This window comes from Lewinella sp. W8 (assembly GCF_004375085.3).
Taxonomy (GTDB): domain Bacteria; phylum Bacteroidota; class Bacteroidia; order Chitinophagales; family Saprospiraceae; genus Neolewinella.
Map to the genome: position 1 here is coordinate 121,224 of NZ_SNAQ03000010.1, position 19,659 is coordinate 140,882.

Consider the following 19,659-nt stretch of genomic DNA (forward strand, 5'->3'; position numbering starts at 1 on the left):
TAGAGTATAGCAGCGCTAAATGAGGATTTTCCCAACGAAGCTAGCGCCAAAAAAAGGCCAAATGGAGGTCGATTACTAAAGTCCAAATAAGCTCTTACAGTTTAAGCAGGCGGATGCTCTTTTCAAAGCTCGCGTGCCGCACCCTCAGGTAATATACACCGTTTGGGCGCGAGCGCAGGTGCAAGGTTCCGCTCTCAGGAGCCAATTCCCCGGATTCGAGTAGCTGGCCTCTGCCGTCAAAGAGGGAGTACGGAAGCGCCTCTCCCAGCCCGTGCTGGTAGGAGTACATCCCATCTCCCGGATTGGGGAACACGGCGAGGAAGTCCGTCGCCCCGCCGCCCAGGCGGGCCCGTCGGATGTCCGAGTAATGCACGGTGCCGTCGAGGTCCGTTTGTCGCAGTCGGTAGAAATAGTCCCGGTTGGGGAGGGCCTCCCGGTCAGCGTACTGATAATCAGCACCCGCGGGTACGAATCCCAGGGTCTGCCATTGGGGGGCATTGATGGAGTTACTCCGTTCAACGTAAAAGCCCTTGTTATCTTCCTCTTCGGAGGTCTCCCAGGACAATAGGATGTCCTTCTCCCGTGCCTGAGCGGTGAAAAATACGTAGCTGACCGGCAACGACCGATTTTCCAAACAGGCCTTAAGACTAAACGTATTCAGGCTTCCACCATCTAGGTTGGCCAGGTCCCTGACTTCCAGAATCCATTTGCCCGTAATGGAATTTCCGTCGTAGCCACTGAGGGGAGCACTAGGCGGACGAACGAATATTCCGGGAGCCGTTGGCGGACAATTGAAAGAGTTGGTGGAGGCTTCGTCATCAAAGCTCATCAACAGGTTGTCATTGGCCCCACAGGAACGATCAAAGAGCAGGGTCGGATTTCCCTGGGGACTGATCAGCCGAATTTCTAGGTCATTCAGGTAGGTGTGGTCTACTTCCAACTGGTATACGTCCAGATCGAGGATACTACCGTTTACGGGAACGTTGACGGACATTTCTGCGATCTGCGTAGGCGGGCCGGTGCTGATGGGCACGGGAGCATCACTGCTGGAAAACACCAGGCAATCTCCGGTGGAAAAACTGGCTTCCGTCCAGTTGCTGACGCCACAACCACTCGTTCCGTTGGCGGAGCGAATTCTCCAATAGTAAGTCTTATTCCCAACCAGATACTCAGAGAGGGTATACTCTGGCTCCGTGGTGGTAATGTCCAGGAGCAGGTCCGAAAAGTTTGGCATTTCGGACAATTGGATGGTATAGGTGTCGGCCCCCGTATTCTGTCCGCTCAGGGTTGGGCGCAGGTCAATCCCCGCCCCTGATGGACCAAAGACTACCGGGCCAGAACCACCACCTCCGCTCTGCTTGGTAATTTCTACGTCTGCGATGAGGTTGGCTTCACCACTCAGGGCGTTTACCGAGAATGGGTAAGTCCCCGCCGGGACGGAAGACAGGCCCGAAATGGTGGCCGTAAAGCTGCCTCCGGGACGCGGAGCATCGGGCACAAAAACCACCGATGCTCCGGCGGGCAGCCCGGTAACCGAAAGGGAGAGGGGAGCCGATGCGCCACCGGCACTGGTCGTTTGGAAGGTGAAGCTCACCTCATCGTTGGCAGAAAAACAGTCCGAAATGGCCGTGGCACCGACGGGGGAAAGGGTGACGGTGGGTTGCCCGGCATCCGTAACGATGACGTGATTTTGCTCGCTGAGGTTGAAAAACACGTTGCCGGTACTCTGCACCAGTACCCGTACCTCATTACTGAGGGTGGAAGGAACCGGAATCTCGGCAAATCCGTCGTTGGGGGTGCCGGCCAGAACGGTTTGGTAGGTCTGCCCCCCGTCGAGAGATAAAAGGATGTCGACCTCCGGGGAGTTGAAGGCCGGAGCATCCGTGCCTGCGACCTCCCACTGGATTTGAGCGATCTGTCCGGCACTCCACTGCGTAGACCCGATGGGGTCAACTACCCGGAAGGGACCCTGTTGACCGTCCACGGAAAGTATCACTTCGTGCTCTCCCGCGCAGCCGTAGGTGGAGTTGGCGTTGCGGGTGGTCAGCCGGAAATTCATGTCCCGGGCCACTTCCGGGAGTTCTTCCCACTGCGGGTCGATTCCGTTGGTGAGGTCCGGCAGGTTGGGGAAATACCTCACCGGGTCATCGGTTGGCCGAATACTGCGAAACATGGGGCCCTGGGTATTGGTACTCTGGGGAGGCATGGTGCCTTGTTCCACGTCGTACTGGTCCCAGCCGTAGGTCAGGTTACCATTGCCGGAGGCGACCCCCGTGAGCCGGAAGGGGGTTTGGCGGGGGATCAACTGATCGGCCGGACCGGAAACCGTCGGGTTATTCAGGCTACTGTTGACGACGGTCGCGCAACTTCCCCCACTGCCGAATTCGATAAAATCAGTAATCTCCTCAATACTACGGCCATGGAAATAATCGTCACTCCGGTTTTGAACGTTGGGCGAGCAAATCCCCGCATACCCCATAATGGTACTGGCACTTCCGGGCTCCATACCGGCAGAACTACTGTAATTACAGCTGTTGTTTTGGGTGTGATTAGCCCCCAGTTGATGGCCCATTTCGTGCGCTACGTAGTCAATGTTGAAGAAATCGCCCTCGGGAGCGCTCCCACTCGTGGCTCCCGCCCCGGCCGAGCCGGCATCACAACCGGACCGTAACCGGGCCACCCCGTTGTTGCCGGCACGGGTGTATACGTGTCCAAGATCAAAAGACCCTGGTCCCAGCCGATCATTTTGGATGTCCGTGTTTTCACTCAGCAGGGTTCCGACTCCGTTATCCGAAAACGGATTGTCGGCCTGACTGTAAAAATACACGGCATCGTTTCCGGCGATCAACTCCAGTCTCAGGGAGATTTCCTGGGTGAACACCTGGTTTACCCGGTTCAGACTGGTCACTACGGCACTTTGGACAAAAGCGGCGTCCGCCGGAACAATTGCGCCGTGGTAATTACTGTACTCCACGGTGGCACTGACGGCTACCGTATACTGCCTCAGAACGCAGTCACCCGCCAGATTACTTCTTTCTCCTACCTCCACGTCGTTGGCTTCTTCCCCCGGCGTTTCGCAGTGAAAGGGAACCGCCGGCTCGGGCAAATCTTCCCGACGGTAGAGTTGATAGTAGGCAAGCTCTCCCCGGAAAAGAGGGTCAATGTAGTAGGACGGACCATCTCCTCCCCGGACGGACGCGTGGAAACCTCGCTCGGTCCAGTCCAGAAAAATGGTTTGCGCCGGATTATCCGTATTGTAGCCGTACCAGGTCCGAATATTCGGAAAGCGCTCCCGATCCTCGGCGGCCATCAGGTCATAAGCGACGATGCGGAACTCGACCGTGCCGCGGCCAGGAGCGGGAAGGATGAGGGGCATACCCCCGGCCTCGGGAGATGTTTCTGCTTCGTGCGGGGCCAGGAAGAGACTTGATCGAAGAGATTCCGGATCAACCTGAAGTATCCGTGCCTGCTTGGGCACTATTCGACGGTCACCGCTCAGCCCTTCGGGATTAATTGTTTTCCAGGTCTGACCCTGCAGGAAAGTAGTCGTCAATACCAGGGACACCAACACACATAAATAACGCATCGTAAATGAATCTAACTCAGTGCAAAAAAGACGATCATGAGATTACACCCCAATCAAAAGGAGCGCTAAGTTAGTTCAATAAAATCCAACCAGACGGGGCATTAATCAATTGGTTGCCGATCAGTGAGAACTGGTAGCTTTGGGGGTGGGTGCCGTGATGGTGCCCGCATCTACTCCCTCCGTAAATTCTTTCTGGTAAGGCGTGACCATGTAAAAATACAGGGCCCGGGAGAAGCGAAACCACCATACGAACAGCAATGCTCCTACGGTGATCAGGGCGACAAAGGATGTCGCCAGCGAAAGGTCAAAAACCCAGTGCAGTAACATCACAAACCCGAGGCAGAAGAAACCCGAACCAATGTAGGATAAGAACATCGCTCCCCAGTAAAATCCGGGCTCCGGAAAATAATCCTTGGCGCATTTCGGACAGTGTTCGTACTGTTCGAAGGGCTGCTTAAACGAAAAGGAACCGGTAGGAAACAAGTCTCCGCGTCGGCATCGGGGGCAGCGTAAGCCAAATAATCCGGAGAGCAGTGATGGGCGTGAGGGCATGGGGGCTTGATTGATTACCGCAAAGTTACCTAGCGCAAAAAGGGTGATCTGCGATATTGATCACAAAAAAGATGAGAATCATCATTTTCTGATTCACCTACCCGCCGAGATGCCGACTAATCCTGGTGAACAGCCCCAGGTAGCCATCGTCGTATTTCCTGCCCAGGCGGACGATGATGACCTCCCGGTCGGGATCAACAAACAAATACTGATTCATGATGCCCAGGGCATAAAAGTCATTGGAGGCGTAGTGAATGTGCCACTCGTTGGCGCCCGCCTCCAGCGGGTCAACGTAGAAGTGGGGGATTCCGAGTGATCGAGCGCCCTCGACGGCCGCCAGGGAGTCGGGATAGGTGTATTGCTGCCCATCCTTGCGGGCGATTCCTCCCCGGCCGTACCACTGGTACTGGTAATTGTCATTTTCCATATTCGGAGTGGTGGAGGCTTCCACCCACTCCCGGGAGATGATCTGCTGACCATTCCAGTTCCCGTCGTTCAGGTATAACCGGCCAATTTTGGCCAGGTCCCGTGCCGTAGCGTTAAGGCAGCAAAAGGTCTTTCCGGATCGGTTCTTCTTGTCGTCAACACTCCAGGTGGCGTCGAACTCCATTCCCATCGGCTTCCAGACCTTCTCTTCGAGGTATTGCCCGATTTCCAGGCCGGTTACCTTCTCCACCGCGATGCCCAGCAGGGCCGTTGACACACTTTGGTACTGGTGGACACTCCCGGGCTCAAAATTGAATTGGTACTTGCTGATCTGCTTGAGCTGATTGGTGCCATAGTACAGTTTGGCCACGTGCGCAAAGGGCGATCCGTAGGCCTCCCGGAAATTCAGTCCGGATCGCATATTGAGCAGGTGCTTGATGGTGAGCTTTTGCCAGTCGGGGTCATCCTGTGGCAGCTCGGGAATGTATTTGGTGATGGGGTCATTGATGTCTTCGATGAGCCCCTCATCAACCGCAATGCCCACCAGAAGACTGGTCACCGATTTGGAAACGGAGAAAAAGGTGGAAATGTCATCCGGCTCCCGCCCCTCAAAGTAATTCTCGTACACGATACTGTCCCGGTGCACGACCAAAAAGGCCGTGGTTGAGGTCTTGTCCAGCAGGGTAGTAAGGTCCTGAGCCTCGCCGTGATAATTGTCCCGAAAATTGGCCAGCGGCCGCTTTTTCGCCGGGGGGAATTCAAAGGTGTTATCGGGATTAGTACCTACGGGGGTGTAAGGAAAAATTTTGTAGTCGGTAATGTTGGCCTTGTTCCGGGTGAAAAATCGGGGGACGTGGCAGGCCGAAAAAATCACGGACAGCAATAGGGTAGGGAGAAAGAGTTTTTTCATGATTTCCAGTAATCTTCAAATCGGGGCTTAGCGGGCTTAATTAGCCGAGGATCGGCAAATTACGTTATCCAGAAGTTTTGGCCACTATCCGAACGACTTGGCACCTGCGTCCCGTCGCCCACAACTAATTTTGCTTGGCCCACGAACTACTCCTTAGCCCGGTAGAGGAGTGACTAAAATCATCAATCCAGGACGTGAAATCCAACCCCCACATCATTCAGCGTCCCCAAAAGCAGAGAATCTCCTTTCCTTTCAACGCTGGAAATGCCCGAAAATTCGGGGGAGAGGTCCGTCCAGAACTGCAGCATCTCTCCGCCGTCGGAGAGGGCCAGGATCTGGTTACCCTTGACGGGCTTCGGCCACCAACTCCGGGGCAGTTTCGTGGTGAGCCTCCGCGTCCACGGCCGGGGTAAAATGAAGTCGTGCAGCCCGGTGCGCGGACTGATGAGGGTCAGGTAGAAATTACCGTCGGACCCCAGGCTGATGCCATCCGGCCATCCGGACAACCCCTCGATGAAAATGTCATGACTCCCGGCCTTGGGGCCGGAAATCCAGTAACGCAGGGTACGAAACGCTCCGGTCTCGTTGACCAACGCAAAGCTGCCGTCCGGACTGACCGCCACCCCGTTGGCAAAATGCAGGTCGTCGATGAGCCGCTCCGTTTTTCCGGTCCTGGGCTCGTAGCGGTAGAAAGCTCCGTTGCCCCGTCCTTCCAGTAGGTCCAGCTGAAGGTCCTCGTCTCCGTATTTGTCGGAGGCATCGGTAAAATAAATGCGACCGTCCGGGGCAAGGTCCACGTCATCGGTCAGTTGAAAGGCTTTCCCATCGTATTCACTGACCAGTATCCGATGACCGCCGTTCCGCAAATCAATCACCGCCAAGCCATCCCGTTCCACGCAAACGTACAGGAGGGTGTCTCCCACCAGGTCCATGCCGATGGGGCGGCTCGGAAAGCTATCGATGACGACCGTAGGACCGGAATCCTTCAGGTCAAACCGCAGGATACGCCCGTCTTCGTGGCCCGTGTACAGCCAGCGTTTATTCGCGGAAAGGTCAATGTCTTCGCACCCGGAACAGTATTCCGTAAAGCTGACCGTAAGCGTTGATAATGCGCCATTATCCCCCAACTCCTCGCGGGGAAACTCCAGGGCCACGGGGTCAATTGGAGCGGGCGTGAGCAACAAATAGAGGAACAGGACCACCAAAAGGCCCAGAAGGGTAAGTACAATTTTCCGCATGCCGAAAGATAATGGCTGGCGGAAGGTTCGTCTGGAAGAACTTACTCGTCGAGCTCCGTCGCCGAGGAGCCCTTCATGGCCGCGGCGACGTTGCGATCAAGGGCCTCGTGAGCCAGCGGAGTGGTAAAATCATTGAGTTCCTGCAGGGCCTGGTTGATGGCGTCCTTGTCGGTTCCCGCTACAGCTTTTGCCAATTTCAGGGCTTCCCGCTCGATGGCTTGCACCTGGTCTTCGGAGAGCCAGGATTGGTTTTGTTCGAGGAACTTTTTGGTACTCAGCAAGACATTGTTGGCTTCGTTACGCGCTTCCACCAGGGCCCGGGCGGCCATGTCACCTTCGGCGTTGGCCAGGCTGTCGAGCAGCATCTCGGCCATTTCCTCTTCGGTGATGCCGTACTGACTTTTGATCGTTACGCTTTGGGACTGCCCGCTGCGGTGCTCCATGGCTTTGACGCGCAGGATGCCGTCGGCGTCAAGGTAGAATTGTATTTCGATTTGGGGTATCCCGGCGGGCATCGGGGGGATGTCGCTGAGGATAAACTCACCGAGTTTACGGTTGTCGGCCACCATGTCGCGTTCCCCCTGGTAGACGGCAACCTTCAGATTCTTCTGCCCGTCCATACTGGTGGTGTATTTACGCCCGACCCGGGTAGGAACCTTACTGTTCCGGGCAATGATGGGGTCCATCAGGCCGCCCACCGTTTCAATACCCAGCGAAAGCGGGGTAATGTCCAACAGCAACACGTCTTTCTGATTGCCGGCCAGTACGTCCGCCTGAATGGCCGCGCCGAGCGCCACCACCTGATCGGGGTCCAGGCTGTCGTTTACCGCCTTGCCGAAGAAATCACCCACCCGTTGCTTGATCAGGGGGACCCGGGTGGAGCCGCCCACCATGATGACGTGATCGATGTCTTCGGGCGTGAGGTCCGCATCTTTCATGGCGCGAGCGCAGGATGCCAGGGTACGCTCCACGAGCGGTGCAAACAGGTTTTCTGCCGTAGTGCGGTCGAGCGAGAATTTTCCGTCTTCCGAACGGTAGACCTCTTCCGTGGAAAGGGCCTTTTTGGCGCGTTCCGCTTCCAGGCGGATGGCTCCACGCTCTTCGGCGCTGTTGAGTTCTAGCTGCTGCTCTTTGGTCCAGTGGTCAACGATGGCCTGGTCAAGATCATCGCCGCCCAGGAAGGTATCCCCGTTGGTGGACAGTACTTCAAAGATGCCCTGTTCGATCCGCAGAATGGATACGTCGAAGGTGCCCCCACCGAGGTCGTATACGGCGATGGTCCGTCCTTCGTCCGTTTCCTTGAGCCCGATGCCGTAGGCCAGGGAACTGGCGGTGGGCTCGTTGACGATCCGGAGGACGTCGAGGCCGGCCAGCTTGCCGGCGTCCCGGGTTGCCTGACGCTGAGCGTCGTTGAAGTAGGCCGGGACGGTGATGACGGCCCGACTGACTTCCTGCCCCAGCTCAGCTTCGATGCGCTGCTTGAGGTGGCGAAGGATGTGGCCCGACAATTCGATGGGACTGTAGTAGCGGTCCTTACCGTCGGCTCCGGGGACGGCAATTTTCACCAGCCGGTCTTCATCTTCGTCGATGATGCGGTAGCCGAAGCGCTCACTGAATTTTTTCAGGTCCCCGTAACTCTTGCCCAGCAGGCGCTTGACGGAGTAGATTGTTCGCTCGGGGGCCGTGAGTAGTTTTTCGCGGGCTTCGTCTCCCACCAGAATGTCTCCGTCCTCGGTGAAGTGTACGATGCTGGGCACCAGCACGTTTTTGCCGTCTTCTCCCGCAACCGCAATCGCCCGGCCATCCGCTACGTGAGCAACCAGGGAATTGGTGGTGCCCAGGTCAATACCGACGATGAGTTGACCTCGGGAGCTGACGGCTTCGTCCTCCTTTACGTTTCCGGCCTGTAAGTCGATACTGAATTTAGCCATAGTCTGCGGTTTGGGGTTCGGGGAAGGCAACGCGGGAAGGGGATACCTGGTTGACCACGCTGGTGGAAAAGGAATAATCCTGGTGAATCGGGGAAGGTGACTCCGGAGAGCGCGGATGTTTTATCACGCTCCGCTAAGAGCTTGTTTGGATTTTGGTCGTCTGGCCGAATTTGAGAATTTTTTGGTGGCAGCAAGGCGGGAAAATCGGAATATAGCAGCGCTAAATGAGGATTTTCCCAACGAAGCTAGCGCCAAAAAAGGCCAAATGGAGGTCGATTATTAAAGTCCAAACAAGCTCTAAAGCAAAGGGCGATGTCGGATTGCCCGACATCGCCCTGCTTAGTGGATTGGAGCTTATCGCTCCGCAAGAGGTTTACGCTACGCTGCGTTCCTTCATAATCTCTTCGTACATCTTCTGAAGCTTCTTACGCGCAAAGAAGATACGGCTCTTGATGGTACCCAGTGGGCTGCCGAGTTGCTCGGCGATCTCATCATACTTGTAGCCCTGGTAGGCCATCAGGAAGGGCACGCGGAAATCATCGGGCAGACGATCTACCAGCTGCTGTAACTCATTAAAGGTTACTTCGCTTTCACCGTCATTCAGGACCGTTTTGTTACCACTGTTGATGTAGTAGTTATTCGGCGTTTGGTCGATAATCAGATTCCGACGGACTTTCTTACGGTAGTTATTAATAAAGATGTTACGCATAATGGTCACCGCCCAGGCCTTAAAGTTGGTGCCGGGGTTATACTTTTCAGCGTTGGTCATGATGCGGAGGGCCGTATCCTGATAAAGATCTTCGGCGTCATTCATATTACCCGTCAGCTTCAGACTGAAGGCGCGGAGGCTGTTCGTAATGGAAGCCAAAAGGTCTTGAATATCTTTCTGTTGTTTCTTAGTCGCTGTCATTTGGGAATTACTTTTCTGGAGTTGTAAAAATCTTTGACAAAAATAGGGGTTATTTAGACCTTTTGCAAATAAGATCGGGCCTGCATGCCACTATTTGTACTATATTGTTACAAGAACCCTGCCATAAATGATCGTTCGGGTAAAAAAATTTTACATTTATCAACCATTAGGGTCATTTAAGTGTAAATTCGATACAACAGTTTACGAGACTATATGGAAATCGAGGAAGTTACTCCGTCTGAGGTTCGGACGCCAACGGCTTTGCCGAACTTCATTGCCTCCAATATCCGTTTGCTTCGCAAGCGGTTGGGGTGGTCTCAATCCGAACTTGCCGACCGGGTAAACCTTAACCGGGGGAATATCGCCAGTTACGAGAGCGGCTCCGCGGAGCCAAGTATTTGTAAATTGCTGAGAATCAGTAACGTGTTTCACGTAACTACCCGGGATATTACCCGCCTGGACTTGCGGGATAAAGATCAACTACTGTTGGCGAAACGAACCCACGCGGCCGAGGCACGGAAGGAAAACGAGCGTTTTCTGGCCTTTCGGGATCGCGCCGATGAACTGGGGGAATTGGTCAGCAGCAGCCGCAAGCTGTTCGATTACAAGCGAAGCCACCTCGAGAATCCCTGTAAGGAAGCCGAAATTTTCGCGGTTCAGTACCAGCAACTCTACGAGGTGACCCAACAGCTCATGAAGGAGCACCAGGAACTCCTTGGCAGCCTCGGCTGTCAATGCAAGCAGTAATTATTGCATTTTGCTGACTTTTTGGCAGCTTCTTCTCCGGCCCTGGCAGCTTCCGGACGAATTGCTTATTCGATTTAGCCCAAATATTTAGCTGAGTCCCGGGCCTTACGTATCCTCAAGATAATTAGGTCTTAGCGCGGTGCCCTTGCTCGTTCTGCGAACGGTCGGCCAACCCCGCTCCGCGACCAGGAACGGCCTTCCAGGTCGAAGGAGGTATGCTTAGCATTAGTTCCTTAGCCTTCCGCCTGCGAGGCAGTGATGAATCTTGGCGGGGTTTGGTTAATACGGAAGACCTTTATCAGGTTTCCTCCGCCTCCGCCTCAGCCTTGCATTACATCCAGTAGCCAATTCACCGCGCTGAAGAATCCCCAAAGGATAATTCCGATCAGCACGAGGATCATAATGACCACCGCCAGAATCACCGGCCAGACGCTTCCCCGGTGCTTCCCGACTTCATAATACTCTCGCATGAGCAGGGCGTTCCGGTAGTTGGCTTTGTACACCAGGTCAAAAATGTTTCCGAGCACCGGGATGGTGCCGACCAGAGCGTCGAGCCCTACGTTAAAGAGCATCCGCGCCACCAGGCGCGGACTGGCACCATGCTTGGCCATGGTGGCCACCAGTACACCCGACATGGCAAGCGAAATAAGATCTCCCGCGCCGGGAATGAGGCCCAGAATGAAGTCAGCCCCAAAGCGAATGTCGGTGCCGGGAATGCGGAATCTGGTGTCCAGTAATCGACTAAAGCCGTCTACCCAGGCTAATTGGGGGACGGACCGCTGCTCTTCGGTGAAGATGGGAGCATTGGAAGAAGGATTATTCATGGCCTAAAGATAGCGGGTGCGTTTAATCATCGATTAAAATGACCAATTCGTGGGGAGGTGTTTATCGGCTGCGCCTAACTTGCAAACGTAATTAAACCGCCAATTGCATGAATCCACTGACTAAAATTTCCACCCTCATGACGACCGACCTGGTGGTCGTAATGTCGTCTACCTCTCTGGCTGACGCCAAAGCTCTCTTTGACAAGCACGGCATCCACCACCTCCCCGTGGTGACCCCCGAAGGAAAAATCGAGGGTATGTTGTCTACCTCTGACTTCTACCGCCTCGCCGAGAAGGGGGCCAATCCGACCACCGTGGGCGAAATAATGACCCGTGGCCTGGCTAAACTGGAGTCCTACGAAACTGTCCGCACGGCGGCCAACGTCTTTGCGTTGAATCGTTTCCACGCCCTGCCCGTGGTAGAAAACGAAAAACTGGTGGGCATGCTGACCACCCTCGATCTGATCAAGTTGCTGGACAACGAGAAAATTGACCTGGCGGATTACAAGAATCCCTAGGGAGTTCGCCAATCCATCACCGGAAACAGAAAGCGCGGAGAAACAGGAAGTTTCTCCGCGCTACTTTTTTTGGCGACTACGGTACGCTTAATTCATCAGGGTGCGTACCCACAATTCTCCGAGCGGATTGAGTAGAGCATCTTTCCACAGGGTGTTGCCCTTCCAGCGTTGCCGCTGAGGGCCGGCATCCGAACCTTCGTTCTCCTGGGTCAGAAAATCTTCTTTGCTTTCCCAGCTGATACGCTGACCTTCCGCAAGCTTTTCGTTCAGTGCGGCGACCGGTCCGTTGATCATGGCCTCGAACGTGGCCAGGGTCTTGGCCATTTCTCCGTGAATGCGTTCGGCTTCTTTCCGCTGGCTCTCGGAAGGTTCTCCGGGGAAGGAACTGATGTCGAAGTAAAGATTACCCATCTCTTCGCGTAGACGGCTTCCTTCGTTAACGTACCCATCACCCCCCAGAAAGACCAGACGATTCATTTCTGCTTTGGCCGCCTGGTGGAGGGCGTTAGCCATCTCCTGCAGCTTTTTCTTGCGCAAATCCATCCCTTCGGTGGCGGTTTTGATCTTGCCGAGTACGTGGTAGACGTAGGCCAAATCTTCCGTGTCATCGTAGACCTGCATGAGCAGTTTGCGCTGAGCTTCCCGCTTTTCAACGGTATAGATGTCATCCTCTTCGGTAGTCAGCTCAAATTCGGTCTCGTACGTTTCCTTACCCTTAATGAGCTTCACCTGATAGGTTCCGGCGGGCAGACTAGGACCCGAAAGGGTGCCAAACAGGGCCATCCGGTTGTCACTGGGGGCCGCCTTGGGCTTTTCGATGGTGGTCGGCAGGCTCACCACGTTTAGGCCCGCGCCCTTGCCGGCCGGGAGGGTGCGCAGGAGTTTCCCGTCCTTCCAGATCTCCACGTACATTTTTCCGAACATGTGTCGGCGCTGATTGTAGTACATGATTCGTGCCGCCCGACTGGGATTCGGCCCAACGAAGGTGCCGCTGCCGCCAAAATCTCCGTTGCCAAGACCAATGCCGCTACCGAGGTAGGCGGGCCGGGTATGGAGGAAGGCAAACTTTTGGGCGGTGACTTCGGGCGTCAGCTGACGCAGGGCTTCGATATCGTCCAGAATGATGATGCCGCGGCCGTGGGTGGCCATCACCAGATCGGCCTCCCGCTCCTGAATTACCATGTCCCGGATACCCACCATGGGCACGTTATTCCGGAAGGGTGCCCAACTTTTGCCTCCGTCAAGACTGAGGTAGAGGCCGAACTCGGTACCCAGGAAAACCAAATTCTGGTTTTCGAGATCCTGGCGTACGCTCAGCGCGTAGCCGCTGATGTCTTCGGTAATGAGGCTGGTCCAGCTCTTACCGCCGTCACGGGTGACGTACAGGTAAGGCGTCATGTCTCCCGTCCGGTGACCGTCAAAGGTGACGAAGGCGGTATTGACGTCGTGGGGGCTGGGCTCCACGAAAGTCACCCAGGTATTGGCGGGTAGGTCGGGAATGTTGGCGTTCAACAGCGTCCAGCTCTTACCGCCGTCGCGGGTCACCTGCAGGTTGCCGTCGTCGGTGCCGACCCAAATGACGTTGTTATCGAGCGGGCTTTCGGCCACGGCATAGATCGTCGTATGGTTTTCGGCCGTGGAGTTGTCAATGCTCAGTCCTCCACTTTGGGCCTGCTTCTGCTTTTCGGGATCATTGGTGGTCAGGTCCGGGCTGATCCGTTCCCAGCTGTCGCCGTCGTCGGTACTGCGGTAGAGGTACTGGGAGGCGAAGTAGAGCCGCTTACCGTCTTTGCTGATCAGTAAGGGAGCATTCCAGTTAAAGCGCAGGGGGTCTTCGCCCGCCGTAGCGTAGGGGGGAATGGCCTTGGCCTGGCCGGTCCGTTCGTCGAAGCGGACCAGTTTACCGCCCTGGTATTCACTAAAGACAATGTGCTCCTTGTTCGGGTGACGGAAGCTGTAGAAGCCGTCTCCGCCGAAGGTTTTCTTCCAGTCCGAGTTGGTGATGCCGCCGCCGGACCGGCTCGGTCCAAACCAGGAACCGTTGTCCTGAAGGCCGCCGTAGACCCGGTAGGGCTTCGCGTTGTCCACGCTAACGTGGTAGAACTGCGAGAGGGGTAGGTTCATCCACATCTTGAAGGTGTATCCGCGGTCGAAGCTTTCGTAGACGCCACCGTCGGTGGCGACGAGGATGTGCTTGCCGTTACTGGGGTCGAACCAGATGTCATGAAAGTCGGAATGGACGGCACCGTCAAAGGAGCGCCAGGTTTTACCGGCATTTTCACTGATGATGCCGTTGAGGCCGCATTTGGCCACGATGCTGTCGTTGGAGGGGTCGATGGCCACCTTGCTGAAGTAGAAGGGACGAATGGAGGTGTTTCGGTTAGGACCGGTCATGGTCCAGCTCTCGCCGCCGTCCGTACTCCGGTACATGCCCTTGGTCTCGTCGGTGCCCGTTTCCACGCTGGCGTAGACCACCTGCCCGTTGCCGGGGGCAACGGTTACGCCGATGCGGCCTAGGGTCTCGTTGGGTAATCCATTGGTGACCTGCTTCCAGTTGGCGCCACCGTCGGTAGTTTTGTAGAGGCCGGATTTTCCGTGGAGTCCGGAATCGAAGGTCCAGGGTTGGCGGCGGTGGCTCCACATGGCCGCAAAGAGGACGTCCGGATTATTGGGGTCCATGCTGAGGCTGGCCGCCCCGGTATCTTCATCGAGGTAAAGGATGCGTTCCCAGCTGCTTCCGCCGTCGGTGGATTTATACACCCCGCGCTCTTCGTTGCTGTCCCATAAGTGGCCCAGCGCGGCTACGTAGACGACGTTGGCGTCTTCGGGATGCACGAGGACGTCGGCGATGCGCTCGGTGTTTTCCAGTCCGACGGAAGTCCAGTCGATGCCACCGTTAGTGGACTTGTAGACGCCGGTGCCGACGCTGACGCTGTTCCGGGGCCAGGGTTCACCGGTGCCGACGTAGACGACCTGAGGGTCGGAAGCGGCGACGGCAATATCGCCGATGCTCTGGGTATGATCGTCGAAGACGGGGGTGAAGGCGCCGCCCGCCGAGGTGGTCCGCCAAACCCCGCCGCCGGCCGCACCGACGAAAATATTGGTGGGGTCCTGGGGGTTGACGGCCAGGCAGCTGACCCGCCCGCTCATGACCGCCGGACCGATTTGCCGGGCCCGCAGATCACCAAACAGGGCCGTGGTGGTTTTGAATTCTTTCTGCGCGCCAAGGACGCTCAGGCAACTTAAAAAAAGTGTGGTAAGGATATATCTCATAACGGTGAGTTAGGTAGGAAGGGCGACGGGGCGCGGGTGCCATGTTGTTTGGCGGGGCACCGTAGAGACAAGGCATGCCTTGTCTCAGCAATGCCATATCGTTAAAACATAGCACCTGCGCGCCGTCGCAATTGTTCTGATTGGACGGCTCCGATGAATCACTGAATTCTGTACCATCGTTGCCGTATTCATCAGAAACCAGTAGGATGAAAATGGGGAGAACGAAAGGCATCCGGTGGTGATGCACCTGCTGCTGATTCGTTCTCCCCGGGAAGAATTTTTACCCCTGAATCCGGTGAAACACCGGCCTCAGGGATAATCGGAAATTGATTAGTTGTCCTTGGGCATGGAGAACATCTCGGCTTTAACCTCCGGGTTGAGGGTTACCTCCGTGAAGGTGATCTTCTGAATGCTCTGACCGTTAAACTTAACCTCCATAAAGAAGGGCATCATGATGTTTTCCACTTCCTGGTAATCGCTCATGTAGGTTTCCATCATGGCTCCCTTCTGGGGGCCACTCTTGATGGGCGTAGCGACCATGATGGGAATCATGTATTCAGTGTCGAAGTAGTAGGTGTGGTCATACCCCTCTTCGTTGGTTACCCGCACGCCGTAGGTCTCGGTGCCTTCGATCTCCTTGCCTTCCACGGCTTCGAGTTTGAAGCCCCGGGCTTCGGTGTCGATGAATTCAGAAAGGAATTTCTGATCCTTGGCCTGTTCGGTTTCCTCGGGAGACATTTCGGTGGGCTTGGTAATCCCCTGGAAGGGCATCACCTGCCAGGCGACTTCACCGTCGAAGGCCTGGATGATCTTCTGGCCCTGGACGTCCACTTCGAGGTAGGACTTATCGCCCTTGGCGTTGGTCATGGTCATGGGGAATTCCATGCCCTGCATGGCGGCGGTCCCCTTTACTTTGGTGGCTTCGATGGCCTTCCAGGCGTCAACGCCACCGGTGTTTTCGATGTAGGCATCCCCGATTTCCCGGGGCGAGGGAGCGTCCTGGGCGATGGCCTGTCCGACGAAAATAAAGCATAGGGATAGTAGGAGGAAAATCTTCTTCATGTCTCAATTGGTTGGTTTTCCGGCATTGTTAGGGAGCCGAAAAGGTTATTCGTTTGCCCAAATGTATCCCAGTGTATGAAAATAGGCACAGAAGTTTGGATGAATGCCCGTAAATTTTCGATTACTGGCTGAAGTGGGCTTATTGTACAATTAACACTATCTTTGCGATACCAAAATTTTCCCCGTGCCGCCAAGAGAAAGTTTTAACGCTTACTTTAAATCTGCCTTCACGGTAGACAACGTCATCTTCGGGTTTGATGAAGGCAAGCTGAAGATCCTGCTCATTCGGCGTAACGAAGAACCCTACGACAATTATTGGGCCCTTCCCGGATATTTTGTGATGCAGGATGAGGATCTGGACGCCGCCGCCCAGCGCGTCCTGCGGGAAATGGTCGGCCTGGAAAACGTATATCTGGAGCAGGTTCACACCTTTGGTGCTCCCGGCCGCCACGACTTTGGTCGGGTCATCACGGTAGCCTATTACAGTCTGGTGAAGATCGCCGACGTCTCTCCAAAGGCCTCCGGCGTGGCTCAGGAAGTTATGTGGCACCCCGTCCAGGACCTCGGGGAACTGGCCTTCGATCACGGCGAAATCGTGTCGGTCGCCCTGAATCGCCTCAAGCGCAGTATCCGGACCCGCCCCATCGGCTTTGAACTACTGCCGCCGGCCTTCACCCTCACCGATCTGCAACATCTCTACGAAGCGATCTGGGAAACGGACCTGGAGAAACGGAACTTCCGTAAGAAGATTCTGTCCATGGACCTGCTCAAAGACCTTGGTCGTTCCCAGGAGGGCGTTGCTCACCGTCCGGCAAAACTCTACAGCTTCGACGAAGACCGCTACCAGGCGCTCATGGACGAGGGCTTTAACTTCGAGCTGCGGGAGGGGAAGCGGAAGTAGGATTAAGGATCAAGGATTTAGGATTTAGGATTTTGTGAAGGTCCGTTGGTAGCGACGTTGCGCGTCGTATCGGTGCCGTGCTGGTGCTACGTCCGACACAGCGGATGAGCTTCCCGCTGACTGCCTCCGGGGTAAGACGCATCTTATGAGCGGGCGAGTGGTATACCGCCTTTTTCTTACATTCGCCACAACGTATTTTCCACGCACTGAGTAAAGCCAAGTGAACCACCCATGGCCCTAAAAAAATCTGACCTTTATTCCTCAATCTGGTCCGCCGCCGACGTGCTGCGGGGCGGGATGGACGCCAGCCAGTACAAGGACTACGTACTGACCCTGCTGTTCATGAAGTACGTCACGGACCGGGCCGGGCGGCCCGACAGCCTCATCGAATTACCGCCCCAGCAGCCACCGGAGCCTAAGAAGGACGAGGATGGGAACATCATCCCCGGTCCGCCACCACCCGAGATAGGTTACGGGGGGAGTTTTCACGACATGGTTTACTGGAAAGGGAAACCCGGCATCGGTCAGGCCCTGAACCAGATTGTGGCCCGCTTTGCCCTCCACAACGGCCTGAGCGGAAGCATCACCACGGCGAACTTCAATGACCCGGAGAAACTCGGTAAAGACAAGGAAATGATTGATCGACTCAGTAAGCTGATCGGTATTTTCCAGGACGAGGAACTCAACTTCAGCGGTAACCGCGCCGGCGACGACGACCTCCTGGGCGACGCCTACGAATACCTGATGCGCAACTTTGCCACCCAGAGCGGAAAAAGTAAGGGGCAGTTCTACACCCCGGCCGAGGTGAGCCGGGTGATGGCGGCCATCGTCGACGTGGAGCGCGCCAGCAGCGCGAACTTCTCCGCCTACGACCCCACCTGCGGCTCGGGCTCCCTGCTGCTGAAGGTGGCCGACCGGGCGCCGGTGGACATCACCATCTACGGGCAGGAGCGGGACATCGCCACCACCGGCCTGGCCGTGATGAATATGTGGCTCCACGACCGCCCCACCGCCACCATCAAGCAGGGCAATACGCTTTCAACCCCCTCCTTCACGGAAATGCGAGGCGGTAAGGAAATGCTCAAACGCTTCGACGTCATCGTGGCGAATCCGCCCTTCAGCGTAAAGGAATGGAGCAACGGCTTCAGCCCGGAAAACGACGACTACGAGCGCTTTGCGCACTACGGCATCCCCCCACAGAAAAACGGAGACTTTGCCTTTCTGCTGCACATCCTGGCCAGCCTGAAGGTGGGCGGCACGGCGGCGGTGGTCCTGCCCCACGGCGTGCTCTTCCGGGGCAACGCCGAAGCAGACATCCGCCGGCGGCTACTGCAGGCCGGGGTGATCAGGGGGATCATCGGGCTGCCGGCCAACCTCTTCTACGGCACCGGTATTCCGGCCTGCCTGATCGTCCTCCAAAAACGGTCGTCGGCCGAGGCGGGCAGTAGCCCTGACGCGTCCGCCGACCGTGGTACAAACCCGGGCGAGGACGCAGGTGCCGTCTTCCTCCTGGACGCCAGCAGGGGCTTCCGCAAGGACGGACCGAAAAACCGCCTGCGGGAGCGCGACATCCACCGCATTGTGGAGGTCTTTCGCGCCGGGCGGGAGGAGCCCGGCTACAGCCGCCGCGTGCCCCTGACCGAAATTGCCGACAACGACTACAACCTCAACCTGCCCCGCTACATCGACGGCCGCGAGGCCGCCGACCGTCAGGACCTGGAAGGGCACCTGCGGGGCGGCATCCCGGTGGCCGACATTGACGCCCTGGCCGACTACTGGGCCGTGTTCCCGGAAATTCGGCGGCGGCTCTTCACCGACCTGCGCCCCGGCTACCTGCGGCTAACGGAGGAACGACCCGCCGTGGAGGAGCAGCCCGAGTTTCGGGCCTTCACCGCCCGGCTGGACGCGGCCTTCGACGACTGGTTCACCGGCGTGGAGGAGACGCTGCGGGGCATCGACGATACCACCCACCCCCGTAGCCTCATCCAAGAGCTCGGCACCCGCGTCCGCGCCCACTACCTCGCCCAACCCCTGGTGGAGGCCTACGCCGTTTACCAGCACCTGATGGACTACTGGGAAACGACGATGCAGGACGACGTGTACACCATCGTCGCCGGCGGCTGGACGGCCGAACTGCAGCCCGAAATGACCGGTAAGGGCGACAAACGCAAGGTCCGCAAGGGCTACTTCAGCTGCGACCTGCTGCCACCGGAGATCGTACGCGACCACTTTCTGAGCGACGACGTGGCACGACTGCGGGATCTGGAAAACAAAATCGCCGAAAATGAGGGCGAAATCACCGCTATGCTGGAAGCCGAGGGCCACGAAGAGGGCTTACTGGCCGAAGCGCTCGGTGACAATGGCAAGGTGAACAAATCCGCCGCCAAAGCGAGGATCAAGGAACTCAAGGGCACCCAGGACCCCGAAGAACGGGAAGAGCTTAATTACCTGCGGGAATACCTTTACTTCGAAAATCAAGTGCTGGGCGCTAAACGGAGTCACAAGGCCCACGAGAAGGCCCTGCGGGAACGCACCTACGACCAGTACGAAAGCCTCACCCCCGAACTGGTCCAAGAGCTGGTGGTACAGCACAAGTGGCGGGCCGCCCTGCGGCAGCGTATCGGGGGCGAAACCACCGCCGTGGGCCAGGCCCTGGGCCGCCGCCTGCGCGAGCTGGCCACCCGCTACGACCGGCCCCTGCCGGAACTGGAGGCGGAAGCCGCCCGCCTCGGCGAACGCGTAAACGCTCACCTGGCAAAAATGGGACTGACGTGGTAAGGG

Annotated in this window: 13 protein-coding genes; 4 read left to right on the forward strand and 9 right to left on the reverse strand. The window is 56.6% G+C overall.

Going from position 1 to position 19,659, the window contains the following annotated elements; genetic code table 11:
* Positions 1-94: 94 nt before the first annotated feature.
* From E1J53_RS12790 to E1J53_RS12815, 6 genes are all read right to left on the reverse strand, one after another.
* A complete protein-coding gene (locus E1J53_RS12790) occupies positions 95-3,586 on the reverse strand; it encodes a reprolysin-like metallopeptidase (protein WP_134270787.1) in 3,492 nt (1,163 codons plus the stop codon).
* A 120-nt stretch (positions 3,587-3,706) separates the two neighbouring features.
* Positions 3,707-4,138, reverse strand: coding sequence for a DUF983 domain-containing protein (locus E1J53_RS12795; protein WP_134270786.1), 432 nt, complete (start codon positions 4,136-4,138; stop codon positions 3,707-3,709).
* Positions 4,139-4,235: 97 nt separating this feature from the next.
* Complete coding sequence (locus tag E1J53_RS12800; protein ID WP_134270785.1) at positions 4,236-5,474, reverse strand: serine hydrolase; 1,239 nt, start codon at positions 5,472-5,474, stop codon at positions 4,236-4,238.
* Between the two features lie 182 nt (positions 5,475-5,656).
* Entirely contained in the window at positions 5,657-6,712 is a 1,056-nt protein-coding gene (locus E1J53_RS12805) for an SMP-30/gluconolactonase/LRE family protein (protein WP_134270784.1), read from the reverse strand.
* Between the two features lie 41 nt (positions 6,713-6,753).
* A complete protein-coding gene (gene hscA / locus E1J53_RS12810) occupies positions 6,754-8,643 on the reverse strand; it encodes a Fe-S protein assembly chaperone HscA (protein ID WP_134270783.1) in 1,890 nt (629 codons plus the stop codon).
* A 373-nt stretch (positions 8,644-9,016) separates the two neighbouring features.
* Entirely contained in the window at positions 9,017-9,553 is a 537-nt protein-coding gene (locus E1J53_RS12815; RefSeq protein WP_134270782.1) for an RNA polymerase sigma factor, read from the reverse strand.
* Positions 9,554-9,766: 213 nt separating this feature from the next.
* On the opposite strand from E1J53_RS12815, the gene E1J53_RS12820 reads away from it, so the two are divergent.
* Positions 9,767-10,300: a helix-turn-helix domain-containing protein gene (locus E1J53_RS12820; protein WP_134270781.1), complete on the forward strand. Its 534-nt coding sequence runs from the start codon at positions 9,767-9,769 to the stop codon at positions 10,298-10,300.
* Between the two features lie 320 nt (positions 10,301-10,620).
* Here E1J53_RS12820 and E1J53_RS12825 read toward each other — a convergent pair whose 3' ends face one another.
* Complete coding sequence (locus E1J53_RS12825) at positions 10,621-11,124, reverse strand: DUF4112 domain-containing protein (RefSeq protein WP_134270780.1); 504 nt, start codon at positions 11,122-11,124, stop codon at positions 10,621-10,623.
* A 107-nt stretch (positions 11,125-11,231) separates the two neighbouring features.
* On the opposite strand from E1J53_RS12825, the gene E1J53_RS12830 reads away from it, so the two are divergent.
* Entirely contained in the window at positions 11,232-11,642 is a 411-nt protein-coding gene (locus tag E1J53_RS12830; protein WP_134270779.1) for an HPP family protein, read from the forward strand.
* 87 nt (positions 11,643-11,729) lie between these two features.
* Here E1J53_RS12830 and E1J53_RS12835 read toward each other — a convergent pair whose 3' ends face one another.
* On the reverse strand, positions 11,730-14,915 hold the full coding sequence (locus E1J53_RS12835; RefSeq protein WP_134270778.1) for a hypothetical protein: 3,186 nt from the start codon (positions 14,913-14,915) through the stop codon (positions 11,730-11,732).
* Between the two features lie 330 nt (positions 14,916-15,245).
* Positions 15,246-15,977 (reverse strand): hypothetical protein, encoded by a 732-nt coding sequence (locus E1J53_RS12840; RefSeq protein WP_134270777.1) that lies wholly within the window; start codon positions 15,975-15,977, stop codon positions 15,246-15,248.
* Positions 15,978-16,161: 184 nt separating this feature from the next.
* Here E1J53_RS12840 and E1J53_RS24680 point away from each other — a divergent pair, with 184 nt between their 5' ends.
* Complete coding sequence (locus E1J53_RS24680; protein ID WP_134270776.1) at positions 16,162-16,878, forward strand: NUDIX domain-containing protein; 717 nt, start codon at positions 16,162-16,164, stop codon at positions 16,876-16,878.
* Between the two features lie 231 nt (positions 16,879-17,109).
* Positions 17,110-19,656 carry a class I SAM-dependent DNA methyltransferase gene (locus E1J53_RS12850; RefSeq protein ID WP_134270775.1) on the forward strand — a complete coding sequence of 849 codons (2,547 nt, stop codon included), beginning with the start codon at positions 17,110-17,112 and terminating at the stop codon, positions 19,654-19,656.
* Positions 19,657-19,659 lie beyond the last annotated feature (3 nt).